A 20325-nucleotide genomic window follows, 5' to 3' on the forward strand; every position below is an offset into this window, starting at 1 on the left:
TCGCTCAAACGGATTCGATTGGAACGACTCGGGACGACACTTCGTTGTTGATCAGGCTCGTGGCGTTCTGATTCAGCCAGTGCCGGGTCGGCAGCGGAGGCTGATGCGCGGCGCTCAGGCGGCTCTCGACGAACGAGCGGATTTCCTGCTCAAAGCGCCTGATCGAGAAACGCTCGGCGTTGGCCCGGCAGGCCTGGGCACTGATGAGCGACTGCGCGGACTCGAACTCGGCCACCGCAGCGATCAGCGAAGCCACGGTCTGCTGCTGATAGAACACCCCGGTTGGGTGGGGATGGTCCAGCCCGTGCACGGTTTCCAGCACGCCACCCTTGCCAAAGGCAATCACCGGCGTGCCGCAGGCCTGAGCCTCCACCGGGCTGATGCCGAAATCCTCTTCGGCGGCGAACACGAACGCCCTGGCGGCGCGCATGTGCTCAATCAGTACGGCGGCAGGCTGAAAACCCAGCAGCCGGACGTTGGGCGCCTTGCTGGCAATGGCCTGCGCCTTGGCCAGGTCCGGACCATCGCCGACCACTACCAGATGTTTGTCCGGCATGCTGGCAAAGGCCTCGATGATCATCGGCAAACGCTTGTAGGGCACCATGCGTGAGGCGGTGAAGTAATAGTCCTGGCGGGTGCCTCCGTTGAAAGTGAAGTTCTGGGTGTCCACTGGCGGGTAGATCACCGTGGACTCGCGGCGGTAGGCCTTGCTGATCCGTGCCGCAATGAAACGGGAATTGGCGATGAAATCATCGACGCCGGTTGAAGTGCGCTGATCCCACATGCGCATGTAATGCAGCACCAGCCGCGCCAGCTTGCCCTTGAGGCCCTTGTTCAGGCCTGACTCGCGCAGGTATTGGTGCTGCAGGTCCCAGGCGTAACGAATCGGCGAGTGCACATAGCTGACGTGCAACTGGTCAGGACCGGTGAGCACGCCTTTGGCCACGGCATGACTGCTGCTGACGATCAGGTCGTAGCCGGACAGGTCCAGTTGCTCGATGGCCAGCGGCATCAGCGGCAGGTAGCGCTGGTAGCGGGTCCTGGCTTTGGGCAGGTTCTGTATGAACGTGGTGGTAGCGACCTTGCCGCCCAGGTGGGCGCGGTCTTCATCGCTGAGAAAATCGATGACCGCAAACAGATCGGCCTCGGGCCAGATGTTGATCAGTGAAGCCAGCACGCGCTCGGCACCGGCATAGGTCACCAGCCAGTCGTGGACGATAGCAATTCTCATGGAGATTCCTTGCTCTGTAAGCTCGCTCTACTTCAGGCGCAGGCTGATCGCGTCTTGGCGTGGCAGTAAGTGAGATTCAGCTTTTTCCCGAAGGGGATTCCGGCACGGGGCGGGTGCTGGCTGCGTGCTGCGGGCATGTGCTCAGCAGGGCGTCGATTCGTTGAGACAGGCGTTTTGCCGAGCTTTCCCAGGAAAAGCGTGTGACGTTGTTCAGTCCATGCTGGCGCAGCGCCTTGCGTAGCGGCGCATCACTGAGCATGCGTTGCATGGCGGCCGCGATGTGGCTGACGTCCAGAGGGTCGAAATACAGTGCGCTGGCTTGCAGCACTTCGGGAATCGAGGCCGCATTGGCGGCCAGTACCGGACAGCCGCAGGCCTGTGCTTCCAGCGGCGGAATGCCGAAACCTTCATACAGCGACGGAAAGACGAAAGCCGTCGCGCCCTGGTATTGCTTGATCAGTTCGGCATCGCTGAGCCGTCCCAGAAAGCGGATTCGAGGGTCCCGACAGGCCAGGCGTTGCAGATCCGGATCGGCAAATACCCCGTGAGCGCCTGCACGTCTTCATGGCCGCGCAGGCTCATGAACGCCTGGATCATGCGGTGGAAGTTCTTGTGTGCGCTGGGCGAGGACACGGCCAGCAGGTATTTCCCGACATTCTCTGTTGGCGTGGCCGGGACGAATGCATCGCTGACTGCTGCAGGCAGGACCAGGACTTTCTTTTCCGCAAAACCGTAGAACCGGGAAATCTCGCCTTTGGAAAAGCTGCTGCTGGTGACCAGAGTCTTGATCCGCGAAAGCATGATCGGCGTGATGATCCGGTACACGGTTCTGAACATGCGGGTGTAGCTGTGCGGGAAGCGTACATAGGTAATGTCGTGGTGTGTCGCAATATGATTGCTGTACAGCATCGGCCCGGTGCTGCAGGTCGACAGCAGCAACGGGTTGCCCTGGCGGCGCAGGTACAGCGGCAGGTCGAGTTGTTCCCACAGGTGGCCACTGTTGCGGCCAATGCAGCGTACCTCCAGCGCCTTGGCGCTTTCATGCCTCTTGATCCCGTGAGGGGCGACAAAAACCAGATCGTTGCGTATTTCCTTGAGTGCAAGGCATAACTGCTCTGCGAAGCGCTGGACCCCGCCTATTTCCTGGGTAAGAAATCGAGCATTGATAAAAATCATTAAGTGCATCCTGCAAGGTAGTGAGTGATTTGAATCCGCCTGGCGCGGGTAACGACTGGATGACTGCAACTCAGTGCGCGTCGTGAGCGAATAGCGCTGGTCTTGTGCCCAGACTGATTATTTTTGGAAACTCATCGATCGGCACCTGAGCCGAGCAGCGCGCGTCATTGCAGCTCCAGACGATATCCGTGTCGAACAGGCCTCTTTCGGGCTGGCCACTGTCGATCATCCGGACAGTGCCGTGCTGCATGCTGCTGGCTTCCACGTGGGTCCGCCGCGGTGTTCCTGTGGTCCAGGCCACCAGTATCTGTTCTGCGCCCTTGGCGAATCTCAGCAGATAGGTGCTTCCCAGTTCGCGGCTCTTTTCGGCGTCATAGCGGTATTCGAGCAGCGTGCTGCTGATGGCCTTGAGGGTCAGGTAGGACGGCTTCAGGCTCAGGTCATACTTGAGCAGGCCGAAATTCTGTTGTGGGTCATTGCTGTCTCTGCCGCTGTCGATCAGGCCGTTCCACCACAGGCCCTTGATATCCGGCACGGTCTGGGCCAGGAAAAAACTGCGCGCCAGAAAGGCCGCCTGGGTCTGTTCGCTGATGCCGCACTTGCCGGTATTGGTGGGCCAGCCCATTTCCGTCAGGTACAACGGCACCGGGCGTGCGGCAAGGGTTCTGAGGTCCGCATCGATCCAGCGCAGCCAGGCGATCCAGCGTTCCGGGGTGTGTCGTTCTTCGTGACGGCAATGCACATAAGGATGCAGCGACAAACCGTCGACCTGATTGAGGATGCCGTTCTGGATCAGCCGGTCGGCGAACCCCAGCTCCATGCCCAGGCTGGTCACTGCGCCGGCCAGGATCGTCACCGGTTGTTTCTGCTTGCGAATGTGCGCAACGCTGTCTTCGATCAGGTTGCTGTAGTCCTTGGTCGCCCAGGCATCGACAGGGTTGTCCCGGTCCCACTCGTTCCAGATTTCGTAGAGATCGACGCTGTCGGCCAGTTCCCGGCTGACAAAGCTGACGTAATTGCCGAAGGCCAGACTCACGGGCGGCTGACGGGGCTTGGCATAGTTTTCATAAAACGGGTTGCCGTAGCCCAGTACCAGCAGGGGCCGCAAGCGGTGTTCCTGGGTTTTGCTCAAGTACTCTCGCCAGGCCGGGTCGATACGCATGAAGCCGCGCCTGGGTTCGACTGTGCTCCAGTAGGCATCGTCGCGAACCGAGTTGACTCCGGCTTCTTCCAGCAGTCTGAGGACCTTGGCCGACGAGCCGTTGTCATTCATCAATTGGGTGTCGACGCCAATGATGAATGTCTCTTCTCCCAGTGCGATACGAATCGAAAGCAGCCACGACAGCAAAACCATCAACAGTTTGCGCCAACACAGAGAGTGGGAAAACGAAGCCGGACCGAGCGCAGCAGTTTTCACACCGTCTGAACAGGATGCAGGTGTTCTTGACATGGGTTGTCTCAATCAAGAGGCGCGGTCCGGAGCACTTGCTCAGTGGGGCACGGGCCGATGGATGTCACTACGCGGTATCGGGCAGGGACTGCAGCCGGGGTAATGCGATCCTGTCCTGCAGGGTCTGGATCAGGATGCTTTCATACTGGTCGAGCATCAGTTCCAGGCTCAGGAACTCGCGGACACTGTCGCGCGCCTGTGCTCCAAGGCGTGCCAGCAGCCTGGGTTGCTGGTGCAGCTTGAGCATGGCCAGCCCCAGTGAATCCGGGTCGTCCGGGCTGCATAGCAGGCCGTTGACCTGATCCTTGATGATTTCCGTTAACCCGCCCATGCGACTGGCGATGACCGGTCGCGAGTGGGCGCAGGCTTCCACGGCGACCATGCCGAACGGCTCGTTCCATACGGACGGCACAATCGCGACATCGATCTGCTTGTAGAAGGTTTCGGGGTTCTGGTAACCGACGAAGCTGATGTTCGGTGAGCTGGCCATCGCCTTGAAGCGTTGCTCGTCGTTGAGCTGCCCGCGCCCGGCGATCTGCAAGGTGGCGTTGAAGGGCAGATGCTGGAACTGTTCGATCAGCCAGCCCACCCCCTTGGGGTCCGACAGGGTGCCTATATAGCCGAAGCGCAGCGGCGCATCGGACGGTGTTGGCGTATCTGCACAGGGTTCTGCGGCAGGTGCAGGACACGGGCTGGCGTTATAGACGACGTAGCTTTTCGTGCCCTTGAAATAATCCCGCTTCTGCAAGCTGTCGAGCAGGAAGCGGCTGACGCCGACCACCGCGTCCACTTGCGAGGAGCGTTCATCGTGGCCGGTACGAAAGCGCATGCAGAGGCCGCACTGACGCTGGCAGCTATGGCCTTTCTTGAACATGGTGCTGCTCGGGCAAAGCAGGTACATGTCATGCAGCACCTGCACCACCGCAAGCCCGGCCAGACTGATTTCGTCCCAGGCCGAAACCGACCAGCCGGTGAGGTTGTGACACATCACCAGGTCCGGCTGCTCCAGTTCCAGCACACGCTTTACATGGCCGCGCATGCCGGGGTTGTAGCGATCGCGCAGGTGCCAGCCAAGTCTGGCCAGACGTCCCGGACGCTGGGCCGTGAAATGCCAGTAAGTGTTGTGCAGGCCGGCACGATAGACCTTGATCTGGTTGACTGCGTCCATGTGCAGCCCCGGCTGTGCGGTAGTGCACAGGACCGTCACGCCATAGCCGCGCTGCTGCAGGCCTTCGACCATGCGTTGCAGGATGATCTCTGCGCCACCGCCTATATCCGGTGCATAAAGACTGCTGATGAACAGGATTTTCATAATGGATAGCTCCTGTTCAGGCCCAGTACGCCGGCTTCACCGTCGCGAATGGCAGTTTCGATCAGGTTCAGGCGTTGTGCCGCATCGCAACGTCTGGCGATCAGCCTGAGCAGGCAGAAAAATATCCAGCGGTTGAGCCGGTAAAGCAGCGATGAAGACGCCCAGACATTTTTGTCGAACCAGGCCTGATTCCGTGCGCCGTAATACGCACGCAAGTCCGAGCCGCCGAGCAGGTAGTTCTCGTAGACATTGCTGCTGCGGGCCTTGATGTTCCACGAGTCTTCCAGGTCGTCGAGCAGGGCTTCGGGCACCAGGAAAATCCGCCCGCCGCCGGCGGTGATGCGCCAGGTGTACTCGCTGTCGTCGGCATACAGTTTCAAGGCATCGAGCGGCAGTCCGATCTTCTGGTACAGGCTGCGATGGGCCAGCAGGCCGCCATAGGTTGCAAACGGCAATTGCACCATGAGTGGCGCATCCTGCAGTGCCTGAGGCTTGCCCCAGGGCAGGCGGCGCCAGATCTTGTAGGGCAGTTGCGCGATATGAAAGCCGAAAAAGCTCGAACGGCGCTGGATGGCGAAACGTTGCGGCACTCCGCAGGCGATGTCGGCCTGATGGGTGGGACGAAAGCCCAGCATGGCGGTCTGGTCCTTGCCGTGGATCTGCTCCTGTTGATGCAGGTACTTGTGCAGGATCGCAATGGCATTGATGGTGGGCGCATTGTCATCGTCCATCAGCCAGATGTACTCGGCCCCGGCCTCCAGCGCAGCCTTGATGCCTACCGAATAGCCGTTGGCCGAGCCGGTATTGTCGGGCAGATGGATGACCTGGACCTGCCCGGGCCATTTCTGGCTCAAGGACTCAAGCGGCGCCACCGAAGCATTGCTGACGATGATGACGCGCTCTATGAGCGGACTTTCCAGTGAACGACTGACCAGAGTGTGCAGGTACTTGAAACGATCACCGTAGGTGAGCGTCACCAGTGTGGTTCGGTTGATCATGGTGAGGTTCCAGGATGGAGGTTCTGTATCGTTGTCACCCGCTCTGGGCAGGAGCCGATTGATTCAGGCTCTGGCCTGCATCGATGACAGGCTGCTGATGGGGATCACCACTTTCTGCTGGCGCTGCAACAGGTTAAGCAGAATGACTGCGCGCTCGGTGCCGTCTGCCGAAAGGAAAATCGCCTCGACATCGCAGAGGCCTCCCGCAGTGATCAACACATGCTCCCCCTGGGTAAACATCGCCCTGGGCCTGGGCGCCAGCAGGCGCTGGCGAATCTGTTCGATCAGGTGATCCTGAACCGGCACCGGATGCCCGCCAAAGGTGACGATGCGCGCCACACCGCGGGTTGAGCGAATCGGGTACCAGTTGTCATGCACCTGATGCATGCGGATGAACAAGTATCCCGGAAACAGCTCTTCCTCAGTCTTGATGCGCTTGCGGTTGTCATGCGCAGTGAGTGGCCGGTAGCACTCGAAATGCTGGCGCTGCAAATGCTCCTGCGCCCGTGCTTCCTGTCGGGGTTTGGTCTGGATCAGATACCAGCGGGCGGGATCATGGGAGGTCGTCATGAGTTCACTCCGCCGCAAGCTGTGGAGACAGGGTCGCTACCGCTTCCGTGCCGAGCTGAAGATAGGGATCGTTGGCGGCAACGCTTTCATTGTCGCTGTAATGCCCCAGCAGTTCCTGAACGCGCTCCAGGCTGTTGAACATCAGCACATCGATGATCGACAGATTGGCCACGAACGGCTGTGCAGACTGTTGATAGACGATCCGATCCATCTTGAAGAAACGCACCAGCAAGCCGTTGCGGGCGAAGCGGTCGCGGTCGTACAACTCCTGGCCGCCAATCGGGTTGAGAAAGGTGGTTGCCGAAAAGGTGTGCGCGATATTGATGACCCGGTCCTGTTTGTCGGTGCACGACGTCAGTTTCAGGTCGGAACCGCGCAATATCGGCGTGATGATCTGCAGGTATGCACACAGCTCGCGAATCGAGTGTTCGGCATACAGCGCAAGGTTCTGCTGCGGGAAGCGGATCAGGCGCTCGATCAGGGGCATGACTTGAGCGAAGTACGGCGCCTTGCGGTAGCACTGGGTAATCAGATTGATGACACGGCTGGCTTCTTCGCTGAAATTGTCGACCAGATGCCGCTGCATGATCGGCAGCTCGAAGTGGTCCTTCTTCAGCGGGAAGGTAATCAGCCTGGCTTCACCGTTGCACAGGATCCGGTTGCGATTGACCCAGCCTGCCCGGATATATTGCAGATCGTCGCCCAGGACGAAGACATCTGCTGCTGCGATGAGTTGAAAGTAACCCAGATAAGGGAACAGGTATGGCTGCATCATTGCTATGGTCCTGGCCATGTGTAACTCCTTGGTGTGGATGGTTTGAGAGGTAAGGGCGGCTTCGGTTATTTCATTTGTGGACAGGGTTGTAGTTGTATCCATAGGCAGCGCAGTCGTAATCGGAACTCGATGCCTTGCGCACGACGGCATTGAAAATGGCGCCCTTGATCAGAATGCCGTTCTGCCCGAGCCGGCGTTTGCAGGCTTCGATTTCCTTGATCGTGGTCAGGCCGAAACGGGCGACCAGCAGGCAGGTGCCCGCCTGGCGTCCCACCAGGGTTGCATCGGTCACGGCAAGGATGGGCGGGGTATCGATCAGAATCAGGTCGTACAGCGGTGAAAGCTCGCTGAGCATTTTGTTGAAGTTGTCATGCATCAGGAGTTCGGAAGGGTTGGGGGCTGCGAAACCGCATGAAATGAAATCCAGATGACGAATCTGCGTGTGGTTGATGACTTCGGTGCATTTCAGGCGTGCGGCCAGCGTGTCGGACAGGCCGTGCTTGGGCTGCAGGCCAAGTACCCGGTGCAGATAACCCTTGCGCATGTCGGCATCGATCAACAGGACTCGCTTGCCGGTCTGGGCGATGATTGCTGCCAGGTTGCTGGAGACGAACGATTTGCCGACGCCGGGTGACGGGCTGGAAATCATCAGCACGTTGTTGCGCGCCTCAAGCATGGCGAAGTGCAGGCTGGTACGCAGACTGCGCAGCGATTCGATGGCCAGCTCGGTCGGTGCGGCAATGCTCAGCAGCTTCGAGTCCTTGCTGGCAGAACGATTTTGCAGGTTCTTTTCCAGACGTTCCTGCTGGCGCGAGTAGGGCAGCGAGGCGTAGACCGGCATGCCGATATTCTCGATGAACTCGGCACTTTCCACTCCGCGATAGAAAGCCTGGCGGACAAAGATGATGCTAACTGCGACCAACGCGCCGAGCAGCGTGGCAATCAGCACGATCAGCTTCTTCATCGGCTTGACCGGTTTTTCGACGTTGGTATCGGCATTGTCGATCACCCGCACGTTACCGATACTGCCTGCGCGCAGAATGTCCTGTTCCTGACTCTTGTTGAGCATCAGGGTGTAGGTCTGGCTGGTGACCTGCATGTCGCGAGTCAGGCGCAGCAGTTCCTGCTGGGTAAGCGGTAACGCTTCGATCTTTTTCAGCAGGCCCTGTTTCTGTTGCTCCAGTTGGGTCATCTGGTTCATCAGGCTGCGGTAGGTCGGGTGTTCGCGGGTATAGAGCCGTTCGAGTTCGACCCGCTTGAGCTTGAGTTCCGAGAGCATGGAGTCGAGCTTGACCACCTGGTCGAGCACGCCTTTGGTCTCGATGCTCAAGTCCACCGATTTGGCGCTGGTCTGAAAGTTGTTCAGGGCCACTTCCGACTCTTCCAGCTGTTTGCGCACCATCGGCAGTTGCGAGCGCAGGAACTCCAGACGCTGTGCGGCTTCGGCAGAGCTGCGTTCGACGTTCTGCCGGACATACAGGCGGCTGACTTCATTGAGGATCTGGTTGGCCTGCCTGGCGTCATCGTCCTCGATGGACAGGTAGATGATCCCCGAGTCCTTGCCGGCTTCGGTGATCTTCAGGCGATTCTGGTAAATCAGCGCCGCACTCAGGGTGCGTAGCCGAGAGACGGTGAACTCCGTACCGGGGCGAGCCACAAGGTTGGCGACTTGAATTTTCACCCCGTGACCTTCGACGGTGCGATTGGTGGCGCCGCTGAGTAACAAGGTATGGTCCTCGTCATACAGGGAAAACGAACCGGGCTTGTCCGCCACCAGCGTCAGCTTTTCGCCCAGCAGGTCTTCCGGGACTTCCAGCTGGAAGACTTCGATCTTCTCGCCACCCCAGGCGTATTGGTCCAGCCCGAACAGGGGTTCGGCCAGAGCGCCTTCGTATTCCGGCTTGAACGTGCGATACAGATAAGGGCCTATGACCGGGAACACATCGGGCTTCTGGATCACATTGAGTTTCAGGTCGTCGACCACCTTGCCGAGCAAGGCCCGCGACTTGATCAGCTCGATTTCAGTCATGGCCTGGGAAACCGACATGGGTTTGTTGCTGACCTCAGGCGTGCCTTCGATCCCGACTTTCTTGGGCTCGATCTGGATCATGGCGTTGGCCTGGAATACCGGCGTGGCAAGAATTGCGTAAGCCAGACCGACCAGGAAGAACAGGCTGACGGTCCAGATGATCAGAGCCTTGTGGTCGAACAGCATGCGCAAGATAGTTGCCAAATCGACCCGGGTGTCCTGGTAGTAATCCAGGGAAGAACGGTTCATGACGGTCATTTATCTTGTTTCTCCTGACTGAAGATAAGGAAGCCAGTCGTCGACGCATCGCGAAAGATGCTCATAGGTCTGCTCAAAGGCTGACTGGGGCCCCCGGTAGGGGTCGGCTATTTCCTGCTTGGGTTGCCACTTGCCGATCAGAAACGTCTTGCCACGTACTTCCGGCGCCAGTTTCAGAATGTTCAGAATGTGCGGCTGCTCCATCAGCAGAATCAGCTCTGCCTGGCGCAGCAGTTGTCGACTCACCTGACGCGCCTCATGGCGACGGACCGGGACGTTGTGCGACTGCAACACGGCCTTTGCCAGCGGGTCGATGGATGAGCCGGGCAGGCTGTTGATGCCCGCCGAGTGGATCAGCATCCCCGGGGATGCCAGTCGATGCCGAAGCAGGGCTTCGGCCATGGGGCTGCGGCAGATATTGCCGACGCAGACCACCAGTACGTTATTGAACATGGTGTTTGCCGGCGGAGGGCATCAGTCGCTTGCCCAGATTGACGATGAAGTTGCGCGCCACCATCAGCAGCGCCTGCAACTTGTTGCGCGGCACCAGCGCCGACAGCGAAAGGCCCACCACTTGCATCAGGAAGTGCTCGTACAACTGTTGATTGCCGAGTCGGTTGTAGTAGTTGGCCAGGCTCGAAAAGGTCAGCAGGCTCATGTGGATCTTTCGCTTGTTGCTGCGCATGGAAAAGATTCCGCCGGGGTGCAGGCGGTAAGCGGCGGGCTTGATCTCGGCGATGAACTTGCCCTTGCCGAACGCCCCCAGCAGCGACCACCAGCAGAGGTCGTTGAGCGGCGCAATCGGTGGCTTGAGTTCGGGCGGCATGCTGGAGAATACGTTGCGAAAACACACCGTCAGGGTGGAAATCGGCCGTGCCATCTGCAGTTCGAGGGCGCTGGCGTCGGCGCGCAACTTGCCTTGCAACTGCACGCCATATTGACCGTGCTCATCGAAGGCGATGGCATCGTGATAGGTGATGGCGTAGTCGGGGTGACTTTCCAGAAAGTCCACCTGCAGTTGCAGCTTGCGTGGATCGGTCCAGTAATCGTCGGCTTCGCAATAGGCGATGTAACGGCCGCGAGCCTTGCCGAACAGTTCGGGCACACAGGGCTTGCCCTGACGGTACTGGTTTTCTTCCTGATAGAAGGGCCGAATGATGTTCGGATGGCGCTTGGCATATTGCGCAATGATCAGTGCGGTCGCGTCGGTCGAGGCATCGTCATGGATCAGGATTTCATAGCTGAAGCTTGTCTGCTGGGAAAGAAAGCCATCCAGCGTCTGCCTGATGAACGCCTCCTGGTTATAGGCCGGGCAGACGATGCTCAATAACGGTTCGGCGTTGTCAGGGCGCAGGTTTTTTGTCGTGGCATCCATGGCTCATGTACTCGGTTTGCTGAACAGAAAGTAGATTTTCATCGCCAGGGGTTTGTAACTTGCCGCCACCAGCGCCAGGGTGATCAGGCCACTGGCGGCGAGCCCCAGCAGCACGGTGGTGCGGCTTTGCCCGGCGATGAGTTGAAACACCGGTTCGCTGCACACCAGCCCGACCGCGGTCATGGCACTGATCCGCAGGATGTCGCGCAGCCATTGGCCGTGAATCCCCGGTGCCAGGCGCTGATGAACGATCATCGGCCAGATCGCGAACGACACTGCCCTGAGGAAAAAGAACGCCAGGGCTGCGCCATACGCCGCCTGATAATGAATCGCCAGAAACATGACCGGCACTGTGACGAGCGCGGAAATGACGCTGTACCAGATGTGCAACCGCATCTGCCCGTAGGCGTATTGCAGATAGAACTGAAAGGCGCTGGCCGCCATGATTGCGCTGCCCAGTGCGTACCAGCACAGCACCGAGCGACCCCATTGGGCCGCCGCCTGATCGCCGGTCCAGGCATAGATCAGCGGCTCGGCGTGCAGCGCGACAATCGCTGCCAGCGGGAACAGAAAGGTGCAGACGAAACGGTTGGCGGCCAGAAACAGGGCATGCATGTCCTGATGGCTACCTTCGGCCACCAACACTGTCAGGCGCGGCAGCAAAGCCTGCACCAACGGGTTGGTGAGCATCATGATGCCGGTGGTAATCAGTGCGACCAGCGAGAAATAGCCGTATTGATCCAGCGGCAGGATTTCCGAGAGCAGCACTTTGTCGATCTGGGTCAGCACGATCCACAGCACGCTGCTCAGCGAGATGCTGGCAGCGAATGGCAGGATCGGCCTGACCAGTTGCCAGTCGATGCCGGTCAGCCAGCGGGCCACCGGCATTTGCCGCCAGGCCCGGCTGGCGAATATCAGGGTTTCGAGTGCGGCGATAGCGACCTGGAATTCAAAGAAATCCTGTGGGTCCTGGGAAAAGCTGCTCACCAGCAACAGTCCGCCGAAATAGCGCAGGGTTGCGATGATGATATTGACGGCATTCAGCCAGGCATGTTGTTCCAGACCCTGGATACCGCTCTTGTACAACGTCGAATACAGCCGCAGGGCAATCACCACGCCCATCAGGCCGATGCAGTTGATCAGCGTCTGTGGTTGCAGGGTCTGGGCGTTGAGCCAGTGCACGGCAATCCACGGGCTGGCGGCATATACCGCCAGGGCGCTGAGAATTGCCAGAGGCAGAAACATGATCTCGAACGAGCGCAGAATCCGCCCTTGATGACTGTTACCTGCCGGGTAGCCCTGGTGATGGGCCACGGCGCGCACCAGGCTGGGCGACAGGCCCGCATCGAGCAATTGCAGCCAGGCCTGCATGACGGTAAAAAATCCGATCAGGCCGTAAGCCTCGGCGCCAAGATGGCCGAGGTAGAACGGCATGATCAGAATTCCCACCAGCATCACATAAGCCTGCCCGGCGTAATTCAGCGCGGTATTGCCGATGACGGAGCGTTTGCTGACCATGGCCATCAGATGGCCTGAGCAATGACAGGGCTTTGATAGCTGACGCTGCCCAGGCTGCATTCTTCGATCAGGGTATGAATGACCCTGTCCTGATCCTCACGCTGCAGGCCGGGGTAGATGGGCAGGCACAGCACCCGCTCGCTCAAGGCCCGCGATACCGCTTGCCCCGGTTGTGGCTGAAGATATTCGAGGGTGTCCAGCGACGGGTAGAAGTAGCGACGCGGATTGATGCCCCGCGCATTGAGCGCGGCGCGGACTCTGAGCAAGTGCTGTTCGTCCTGCAGGCCCACCGGGAAGTAGCTGTGGTTCAGTTCGCTGTCGGCTTCGGGTTGTTGCAGGTCCAGATAGCTTTCCAGACGCGAAGTGTAGCGATGGGCAATTTCGGCGCGCTCTTCGAGAATGTTCTCGATATTGTCCAGAATGCACAGCCCCATGGCGGCCGAGAATTCGTTGAGCTTGGCGTTGATGCCGATGCCGTCGATCTTGTCGACGTCGGCGATGCCGAAGTTGCACAGCAGGTAGGCGCGCCGTGCCAGTTCGTCATCATTGGTAATGATCGCGCCGCCTTCGATGGTGTGAAACAGCTTGGTCGCATGAAAGCTCAGGGTGCTGATATCGCCGCGATTGAGCACGGATTGGCCAGCATGTCGCACCGCAAATGCATGGGCGCCGTCGTAGACCACCTTGAGCCGGTGCTTGCGTGCGATCTGCTCGATTGCGTCGACCGCACAAGGATTGCCGAACACATGGGTGCCCACGATGGCGCTGGTGTCTTCGCTGATGCAGCTTTCGATGTGTTGTGGCGAGATATTCCAGGTCTGCGGATCGATATCGGCAAAGACTGGCCGGATACCTTCCCATTGCAGGGAACTGGTGGTCGCTACAAAGCTGAACGGCGTAGTCACGGCGCTGCCGCTAAGACCCAGGGCGCGATAGGCTACTTGCAGGGCCAGCGTGCCGTTGTTGGTCAGGATAATGTGCTTGACCCCCAGATAGTCCTTGAGCCGGCTTTCCAGCTCGCCTACCAGTGGTCCGTGATTGGTCAGCCAGCCTCGCGCGTAAATACCCTCGACATACGCCTTGAACTTGTCGATATCACCAAGGTACGTCTTGGTTACGTTAATCATCGAAGCCTCCATGTCTGTCGTCGGGTCGTGTTGTTGCGGGTGAGCGGCTGTTTGCTGCGGGAATCAGGGCGCGGACGTTTCCGGAGGCGATACGCTGGTCCTGGCACTGACACGTGCGGCCCGGCCCTGATTGATGCCAAGGATCATGCTGGTTGCCGTACTGCCGCTGTGCGGGTCACCGAAATGCAGGATGGCCGTGGCGCGTTTCAAGCCAGGACTGCAGGGCTGGTTGGCGTGCAGGGAGCGGTAGCCCCAGAACAGGTAGATATTGCCGGGCTCCAGCTTCAATACCTTGGGGGTGATCCAGCCGCGCTTGATGGCGATACAGGTCATCCAGCGACTGAAGCGGTTTTGCAGCAATGCTTTCTCGATGACATTGCGCAGCACACTGCTGCGCAACTTGCGGGCATTGGGAAACAGCATCAGATCGCCGCATTCCTCGCCGTTGAGCGGGATGTAGATCGGAATCAGAGCGGTGACCAGGCTGGCATCGAAGTGGAAGCAATTGGATTCGCGCATGCCCTGCGAACCCTGGATGCAACGCAACACCGGGAATATCTGCTCGCTGGGGCTGTCCTGCCGGGCCGCGTGCCGATACAGACCGGCCATCAACTGTTTGAATGCCGGATCCGACCAGAGGCTGGCCAGCAAACTTTCAGCCAGTGCACTTTCACCGTGATACGCGAAGTATTCACCGGGATGCTTCTCTGCGCGGCTATCGGTAAATGCCCTTAATTGCTCCAGGTCGGTCTTGCTCAACATATTCTTGAGCAGGGTGAAGCCATTGGCATCGATATCGTCGGCCAGGTGCTGAATGTGCTGTGAGTCGAAAGCGGGAATAAGTGGCATTTCAATTACACCTCTGGGCAGGTGGAGACGAAAAACCAAAAGCGAAACTGCTGGCCTGGTTTGTTGACTACTCGATATCTGGGCACGCTACCGCCCGAATCCATCGTTTCTGGACATTGGCTCGCGACTGCATTGCGAGCGATCAAGATCGAAAAACGTGATTCAGGCCTTATACAGACGGCACCCACACCCGCTTGACTGAACCTGCCAGGGGAGCGATTGCTTCAGACAAAGCTACCGCCACACCGAACACGTTCAGTAATTTTCAAGGGTTTCATGAGTCAACAGACATCCAGCGGGGCGAGGACAAGGCACCGTGGAAACAACTAACATCGTGGGCAGAACAGAAACTACGGCTTGACCGAATCCTGCGTTGTGCTCTGTGGCATTTACGTAAAGTCCAGGAGGGGTCTGACAGAGCTATATATTGGTAGCGTCAGCGATTCTGTCAAATTATTTCGTCAGCTTTCTGTTAAATAATTGATAAACAGTTTCACGAAATAACTAAGTGATTGATTTTAAACAGAGTCAAAAAAACAGCATGTTCCCGCGAGCTGAGAAATGCCATTTTTTGGGCGGGTTTACACAAGCGAGTCTGTAAACGGCGTGACTGCCGTGTGGTCAATCCCGGCTGATAGTGTTGTGCCAGAGCCCGTCCCGAGCTGAAGACGATGGACATTGCCTTGGCAGGCAAGGATGGCTTGATGGTTGCATCCTTGACTGTTGTCAATGTGTTTTATTTCTAAATGGAATATATAAATAATAATTAATAATTTTTGGTTCTATCAAATTTCATGCATCATTAATGGCGGGATCTGTAACGTACCGGGCCTTGAAAAGGGTCTTCAGGGAATGGACTGGGTCGGTCGATCAGGTAAGCAGTTCGCAATGCCGGGCTGGGCAATTCAGAGGGCTGTTCATGCAAAATTCTGCGCTGTATTTCGATTACGCCGCTACCACACCTGTGGACGAGCGCGTGATTCAGGTGATGGTCAAGTGTCTGGGGTTAACCGGCAATTTCGGTAACCCGGCGTCCAGTTCTCATGCATATGGCCAGCAGGCGCGCCTGACCGTTGAATACGCTCGTGAGCAAGTGGCAGGGCTGGTAGGTGCGCAAGCCGGGCAGATTATCTGGACCTCCGGTGCGACCGAGTCCAATAACCTGGCACTCAAGGGTGTGGCTCAGGCGCATACGCTGCGCACGGCGAAAGCCGGCGGGCATATCATCACCAGCCAGATCGAACACAAGGCCATTCTCGACACGGCCCAGCAACTTGAAGCGGCGGGGTTCGAGGTCACTTATCTTGCTCCCGACGCCGATGGCCTGATCACGCCCGAGGCTGTCAGTGCAGCACTGCGCGACGATACCTTGCTGGTGTCGCTGATGCTGGTCAACAACGAACTGGGAACGGTTAGCGACATCGCCGGAATCGGCCAGCGGGTTCGCGAGCACGGAGCCTTGTTTCATGTCGATGCGGCTCAGGGCGCCGGCAAGCTGGCGATCGACCTTGCCGGGCTGGCGGTTGACCTGATGTCGTTTTCCGCTCACAAGATCTACGGTCCCAAAGGCATTGGTGCGCTGTATGTCGGTCCGCGTGCCGAACAACGGGTTCTGGCCCAGATCCATGGCGGCGGGCATGAGTGCGGCCTGCGTTCGGGCACCTTGGCTACTCACCAGATCGCCGGAATGGGCGCAGCCTTCGCCCTGGCCGCCGATTCGCTCGAAGAGGAAATCGCGCATATCGAGCGCCTGAACCTGCGTCTGCGTGAGCATCTGGCGGATATTCCCGGCCTGCGCATCAATGGCAGTCAGGAGCAACGCATCGCCCATACCCTGAGCCTGACCTTCGGCAAGAATGACCTCAATATCGCTGCGCTTGGCAACAGCCTGGCGTTCTCTTCCACATCGGCCTGCAACTCCGCGAAGAACACGCCTTCGCATGTATTGCTGGCGCTGGGACACAGCGCACAGGCGGCTGGCCAGACCATTCGCCTGAGCCTGGGACGCTTCACGCGCGAGCAGGATATCGACCGCGCCGCCGGGCTTATTCGTGCTTCATTGATCCAGCCTGCATTCTGGGCGGTTGCTCAGTCTTGATCGGTGCTCCATTATCTGACCCGCTATAACTGTCAATTCAGGGTCAGCAGGAGAGTCAATGAGTACGCAATCCAAAGCCGGTACAGGAGTGGCTGAACGTCTGGCGCAAACACGCGCGCTGATGAGCCGGGAACAGATCGACGCTTATCTGGTGCCTTCGGCCGATCCCCATCTCTCTGAATACCTGCCTGGCTATTGGCAAGGGCGGCAATGGCTTTCCGGTTTCCACGGTTCCGTGGGGACGCTGATAATCACTCAGGATTTCGCCGGTGTCTGGGCCGACAGTCGTTACTGGGAACAGGCCACCAAGGAACTGGCGGGCAGCGGGATCGAACTGGTCAAGCTGCTTCCCGGCCAGCAGGGGCCTCTGGAATGGCTCGCCGATCAGGCCCAGGCTGAAAGTGTCGTGGCAGTGGATGGTGCGGTACTGGCCGTTGCCTCTTCGCGGAGTCTGGCCAGCAAGTTGTACGCCCGTGGAGCCAGGTTGCGTACGGACATGGATCTGCTCAATGAGCTATGGCATGACCGTCCTGCCTTGCCTGCCAATCCGGTGTTCGAGCACCTGCCACCGCATGCTACGCAGCCACGGGGCGAGAAACTGGCCCGGCTGCGTCAGGTCATGGTCGAGCGCGGCGCCGACTGGCATTTCATCGCGACCCTGGATGACATTGCCTGGCTGTTCAATCTGCGCGGGACAGACGTTTCCTATAACCCGGTGTTCATCTCCTTTGCCCTGATCGGACCGCAGAGTGTCACGCTGTTCGTGGCTTCGGAGAAGGTCAGCGACGAGGTGCGCCTCAGCCTGTTGCGTGATGGCATCAACCTGCTGGAGTACACCCAGATCGGTGCGGCGTTGCGTGAGGTTCCCAGGGATGCGCGCTTGTTGGTCGATCCGGCGCGGGTGACCTGTGGCCTGCTCGATTACCTGGACAGCGAAGTGACCCTGGTCGAAGGGCTGAATCCGAGCACCTTGTTCAAATCCCAGAAGACTGAAGCCGATACCGGGCATATCCGTCAGGTCATGGAGCAGGACGGCGCGGCACTGTGCGAGTTTTTTGCCTGGCTGGACGGCGCATCCGGTCGGCTGCCGATCAGCGAGCTGACCATCGATGAAAAACTGACCGAGGCGCGCCAACGACGTCCCGGCTATGTTTCGCCAAGTTTTGCCACCATCGCCGGATTCAACGGCAACGGTGCCATGCCGCATTATCGTGCCACTGAAGAGGAGCATGCGCTGATCGAGGGAGACGGCCTGCTGCTGATCGACTCCGGCGGCCAGTATCTGGGCGGCACGACCGACATTACGCGCATGGTGCCGGTGGGTACGCCCAGCGCCGAGCAAAAGCAGGATTGTACGCGGGTGCTCAAGGGCGTGATCGCGCTGTCACGTGCTCACTTTCCCAAGGGCATCCTGTCGCCATTGCTCGACGCCATCGCCCGTGCGCCAATCTGGGCCGATGAAGTCAATTACGGGCATGGTACCGGGCACGGCGTCGGTTACTTCCTGAATGTGCATGAAGGGCCGCAGGTTATTGCCTATCAGGCGGCTGCCACGCCACAGACGGCCATGCTGCCGGGGATGATCACGTCGATTGAGCCGGGTACTTACCGACCGGGGCGTTGGGGGGTGCGAATCGAGAACCTGGTTATCAACCAGGAAGCAGGCAAAACCGAGTTCGGTGAATTCCTGCGGTTCGAGACGCTCACGCTATGCCCGATCGATACGCGCTGTCTGGACATCAGCCTGTTGAGCGAGGATGAGCGCAAGTGGCTCAACAGCTATCACGCTCACGTCAATGAGCGTCTGAGTCCGCTGCTGCAGGGTGCGGCGCTTCAGTGGCTGAAGGTCCGCACAGCAGCGGTCTGACACTGACTGCTGGCGTCGAGGCCTCAGGGCTTCGACGCTGATTCGCTTATCGGTGAGCTTTTCCGGCACACGATGATCATGCTGCGGCTGGTATAGCCTGCCGGGTTGAGGCCGAACGGATAGTCGCCCGGATCCTCCACGGCGTCTCCGGATTTGGCGATCACCTTGTAGGTTTTCGACACGCAAGCGTTGCTTGCCAGTTCGTAGCATTTTTCCCAGGACGAGGACAGGCCCGAGCAATTGATGTGGATGCCTCGTTTGCCCTGGGTGACAGGCTTGGAGGTTGCCGCGCATCCCGCGACGGTGATTAGCGCCAGTACGATAAAGATGTATTTCATGCCTTTCCTTAACTGGTCATTATTCAAAGTCAAGCGTCTGGCCTGAGTCCTTGTAATTGGATAATGACGTCGTAATGTGAGTTCCGGTCGTGATTTCCACGAAACGAGAATCAACTAAGTCGTAAACATGGCTCATGTGCGTGACAAATGCTAGTGCTCTGACACGCAAAAGCGTTACTGGTCTTTCTGATGGGCTTAATCGGCAGGTACTAGCCGGGTTTTCTCGGGAGATGACGTCACAGTGGCGCCAATCGATGCCAGAATGATGGCGGCAATCGCCAGCCACTGCATCAGAGTCAGGTGTTCGTGCAGGAAAAGCATGCCGGACAATGCCGCGAAAACCGGCTCAAGACTTGCCAGCATGCCAAAGGTGCGGGCAGGCATGCGGGTCAGGGCGACCATCTCCAGGCTGTAGGGCAGGGCTGTCGAAAGTATCGCGACACCCAGGGCAGCTGGTATGAGCGAAATGTCGAGCAAGGCCGAACCTGCATGCACTACTCCGATAGGCGCGATGAAAATGGCGGCAATGATGACCCCCAGTGCGGCGGTCTGGATGCCGTTATCTGCCCCTGCCTTCTGACCGAACAGAATATAGAGCGCCCAGCATGCTCCGGCCCCGAGTGCGTAGGCGGCCCCGAGTGGATCGATACTGGCGCTGGATTGTACGGTGGGGATGAGTAGCAGCAGACCGATAACAGCCAGCGCCACCCATAGAAAGTCGATGCTCTTTCGCGAGGAGAGCAGGGCGACCGCTAATGGCCCGGTAAACTCCAGCGCTACGGCAATGCCCAGCGGTATGGTTTGCAGAGACATATAGAAGAGGAAGTTCATCCCGCCCAGGGCGATGCCATAAATGACGACCGTGCGCAGCGACCTCGCCGTGAGGCGTGCTCGCCAGGGGCGCAATATCACCAGCAGGATCAAGCTGGCAAAGATCAGCCTGAGAGTAGTGGTGCCTTGTGCTCCTACCGCGGGGAAAAGACTTTTGGCCAGTGACGCGCCGCTTTGAATGGATGCCATCGCGATCATCAGCAATCCCAGGGGAAAGATGATGGAGGCGGGGCGGGTCTTGTCAGTCATTTCGGTTGTGTATCCAGGTTTAAGCAGGTGGTAATGGGTAATGTGATGCACCATGATACAGATATGGGCAATATATTGCGCATCGTGGAGGCTTTTCTTTATGTAGAGAGGGCGTGGCGCATCTCTTTTGACCAAAACGAAATTAACGGTTGACGGGCGATTTAATCTCTCTATAATTCGCCCCACTTCCGGCGCAGGCGGAACTGAAAAAGCCTTGTAGATCAATAATTTACAAGTGTTTAGTCAGGTCGGTCAGCGAAGAAGGGCTTCGGTC

General features: G+C 58.6%; 16 protein-coding genes and 1 pseudogene. 2 read left to right on the plus strand and 15 right to left on the minus strand.

Translation table 11 applies throughout. From position 1 onward, the window contains the following. Window positions 1–4 precede the first annotated feature (4 nt). The 13 genes and pseudogenes from ALQ04_RS20415 to ALQ04_RS20475 form a co-directional block, all read right to left on the minus strand. Entirely contained in the window at window positions 5–1231 is a 1227-nt protein-coding gene (locus tag ALQ04_RS20415) for a glycosyltransferase family 4 protein (RefSeq protein WP_122317549.1), read from the minus strand. 76 nt (window positions 1232–1307) lie between these two features. Next, window positions 1308–2407, minus strand: a pseudogene (locus ALQ04_RS20420) (glycosyltransferase family 4 protein). Between the two features lie 70 nt (window positions 2408–2477). Continuing rightward, entirely contained in the window at window positions 2478–3857 is a 1380-nt protein-coding gene (locus ALQ04_RS20425) for a hypothetical protein (RefSeq protein ID WP_259645053.1), read from the minus strand. Between the two features lie 67 nt (window positions 3858–3924). Then, window positions 3925–5169 carry a glycosyltransferase family 4 protein gene (locus ALQ04_RS20430; RefSeq protein WP_122317550.1) on the minus strand — a complete coding sequence of 415 codons (1245 nt, stop codon included), beginning with the start codon at window positions 5167–5169 and terminating at the stop codon, window positions 3925–3927. Beyond that, window positions 5166–6167 (minus strand): glycosyltransferase, encoded by a 1002-nt coding sequence (locus ALQ04_RS20435; RefSeq protein WP_122317551.1) that lies wholly within the window; start codon window positions 6165–6167, stop codon window positions 5166–5168. Before ALQ04_RS20435 ends, ALQ04_RS20430 begins: the two co-directional genes overlap by 4 nt. Window positions 6168–6230: 63 nt before the next feature. Further along, complete coding sequence (rfaH, locus tag ALQ04_RS20440) at window positions 6231–6737, minus strand: transcription/translation regulatory transformer protein RfaH (RefSeq protein ID WP_122317552.1); 507 nt, start codon at window positions 6735–6737, stop codon at window positions 6231–6233. 4 nt (window positions 6738–6741) lie between these two features. Then, the gene (locus ALQ04_RS20445; RefSeq protein ID WP_122317553.1) at window positions 6742–7530 is read right to left on the minus strand and encodes a WbqC family protein; all 789 of its coding nucleotides are present in this window, start codon (window positions 7528–7530) and stop codon (window positions 6742–6744) included. Window positions 7531–7582: 52 nt separating this feature from the next. Next, window positions 7583–9799, minus strand: coding sequence for a polysaccharide biosynthesis tyrosine autokinase (locus ALQ04_RS20450; protein WP_122317554.1), 2217 nt, complete (start codon window positions 9797–9799; stop codon window positions 7583–7585). Further along, the gene (locus ALQ04_RS20455; RefSeq protein ID WP_122317555.1) at window positions 9800–10252 is read right to left on the minus strand and encodes a low molecular weight protein-tyrosine-phosphatase; all 453 of its coding nucleotides are present in this window, start codon (window positions 10250–10252) and stop codon (window positions 9800–9802) included. It abuts the gene before it with no gap. Then, entirely contained in the window at window positions 10242–11174 is a 933-nt protein-coding gene (locus ALQ04_RS20460) for a glycosyltransferase family A protein (protein ID WP_122317556.1), read from the minus strand. Before ALQ04_RS20460 ends, ALQ04_RS20455 begins: the two co-directional genes overlap by 11 nt. A 3-nt stretch (window positions 11175–11177) precedes the next feature. After that, window positions 11178–12692, minus strand: coding sequence for a lipopolysaccharide biosynthesis protein (locus ALQ04_RS20465; RefSeq protein ID WP_122317568.1), 1515 nt, complete (start codon window positions 12690–12692; stop codon window positions 11178–11180). 5 nt (window positions 12693–12697) lie between these two features. Next, window positions 12698–13819: a DegT/DnrJ/EryC1/StrS aminotransferase family protein gene (locus ALQ04_RS20470; RefSeq protein ID WP_122317557.1), complete on the minus strand. Its 1122-nt coding sequence runs from the start codon at window positions 13817–13819 to the stop codon at window positions 12698–12700. A gap of 63 nt (window positions 13820–13882) precedes the next feature. Next, window positions 13883–14668, minus strand: a complete 786-nt coding sequence (locus ALQ04_RS20475) for a hypothetical protein (RefSeq protein WP_122317558.1) — start codon at window positions 14666–14668, stop codon at window positions 13883–13885. A gap of 919 nt (window positions 14669–15587) precedes the next feature. Here ALQ04_RS20475 and ALQ04_RS20480 point away from each other — a divergent pair. Together ALQ04_RS20480 and ALQ04_RS20485 are read left to right on the plus strand one after the other, a co-directional pair. Then, on the plus strand, window positions 15588–16766 hold the full coding sequence (locus ALQ04_RS20480; RefSeq protein ID WP_122317559.1) for an aminotransferase class V-fold PLP-dependent enzyme: 1179 nt from the start codon (window positions 15588–15590) through the stop codon (window positions 16764–16766). A gap of 58 nt (window positions 16767–16824) precedes the next feature. Continuing rightward, on the plus strand, window positions 16825–18633 hold the full coding sequence (locus ALQ04_RS20485) for an aminopeptidase P family protein (protein ID WP_122317560.1): 1809 nt from the start codon (window positions 16825–16827) through the stop codon (window positions 18631–18633). Between the two features lie 23 nt (window positions 18634–18656). Here the strand turns inward: ALQ04_RS20485 and ALQ04_RS20490 are convergent, their stop codons facing one another. Beyond that, on the minus strand, window positions 18657–18971 hold the full coding sequence (locus ALQ04_RS20490) for a hypothetical protein (RefSeq protein ID WP_122317561.1): 315 nt from the start codon (window positions 18969–18971) through the stop codon (window positions 18657–18659). 195 nt (window positions 18972–19166) lie between these two features. Beyond that, on the minus strand, window positions 19167–20051 hold the full coding sequence (gene rhtA / locus ALQ04_RS20495) for a threonine/homoserine exporter RhtA (RefSeq protein ID WP_122317562.1): 885 nt from the start codon (window positions 20049–20051) through the stop codon (window positions 19167–19169). Window positions 20052–20325 lie beyond the last annotated feature (274 nt).

Source organism: Pseudomonas cichorii (assembly GCF_003700275.1).
GTDB lineage: Bacteria > Pseudomonadota > Gammaproteobacteria > Pseudomonadales > Pseudomonadaceae > Aquipseudomonas > Aquipseudomonas cichorii_B.

Coding starts and splice junctions, on each gene's coding strand:
- ALQ04_RS20415 (WP_122317549.1), bottom strand. CDS start 1,231: ATGAGAATTGCTATCGTCCACGACTGGCTGGTGACCTATGCCGGTGCC.
- ALQ04_RS20425 (WP_259645053.1), bottom strand. CDS start 3,857: ATGTCAAGAACACCTGCATCCTGTTCAGACGGTGTGAAAACTGCTGCG.
- ALQ04_RS20430 (WP_122317550.1), bottom strand. CDS start 5,169: ATGAAAATCCTGTTCATCAGCAGTCTTTATGCACCGGATATAGGCGGT.
- ALQ04_RS20435 (WP_122317551.1), bottom strand. CDS start 6,167: ATGATCAACCGAACCACACTGGTGACGCTCACCTACGGTGATCGTTTC.
- rfaH (WP_122317552.1), bottom strand. CDS start 6,737: ATGACGACCTCCCATGATCCCGCCCGCTGGTATCTGATCCAGACCAAA.
- ALQ04_RS20445 (WP_122317553.1), bottom strand. CDS start 7,530: ATGGCCAGGACCATAGCAATGATGCAGCCATACCTGTTCCCTTATCTG.
- ALQ04_RS20450 (WP_122317554.1), bottom strand. CDS start 9,799: ATGACCGTCATGAACCGTTCTTCCCTGGATTACTACCAGGACACCCGG.
- ALQ04_RS20455 (WP_122317555.1), bottom strand. CDS start 10,252: ATGTTCAATAACGTACTGGTGGTCTGCGTCGGCAATATCTGCCGCAGC.
- ALQ04_RS20460 (WP_122317556.1), bottom strand. CDS start 11,174: ATGGATGCCACGACAAAAAACCTGCGCCCTGACAACGCCGAACCGTTA.
- ALQ04_RS20465 (WP_122317568.1), bottom strand. CDS start 12,692: ATGGTCAGCAAACGCTCCGTCATCGGCAATACCGCGCTGAATTACGCC.
- ALQ04_RS20470 (WP_122317557.1), bottom strand. CDS start 13,819: ATGATTAACGTAACCAAGACGTACCTTGGTGATATCGACAAGTTCAAG.
- ALQ04_RS20475 (WP_122317558.1), bottom strand. CDS start 14,668: ATGCCACTTATTCCCGCTTTCGACTCACAGCACATTCAGCACCTGGCC.
- ALQ04_RS20480 (WP_122317559.1), top strand. CDS start 15,588: ATGCAAAATTCTGCGCTGTATTTCGATTACGCCGCTACCACACCTGTG.
- ALQ04_RS20485 (WP_122317560.1), top strand. CDS start 16,825: ATGAGTACGCAATCCAAAGCCGGTACAGGAGTGGCTGAACGTCTGGCG.
- ALQ04_RS20490 (WP_122317561.1), bottom strand. CDS start 18,971: ATGAAATACATCTTTATCGTACTGGCGCTAATCACCGTCGCGGGATGC.
- rhtA (WP_122317562.1), bottom strand. CDS start 20,051: ATGACTGACAAGACCCGCCCCGCCTCCATCATCTTTCCCCTGGGATTG.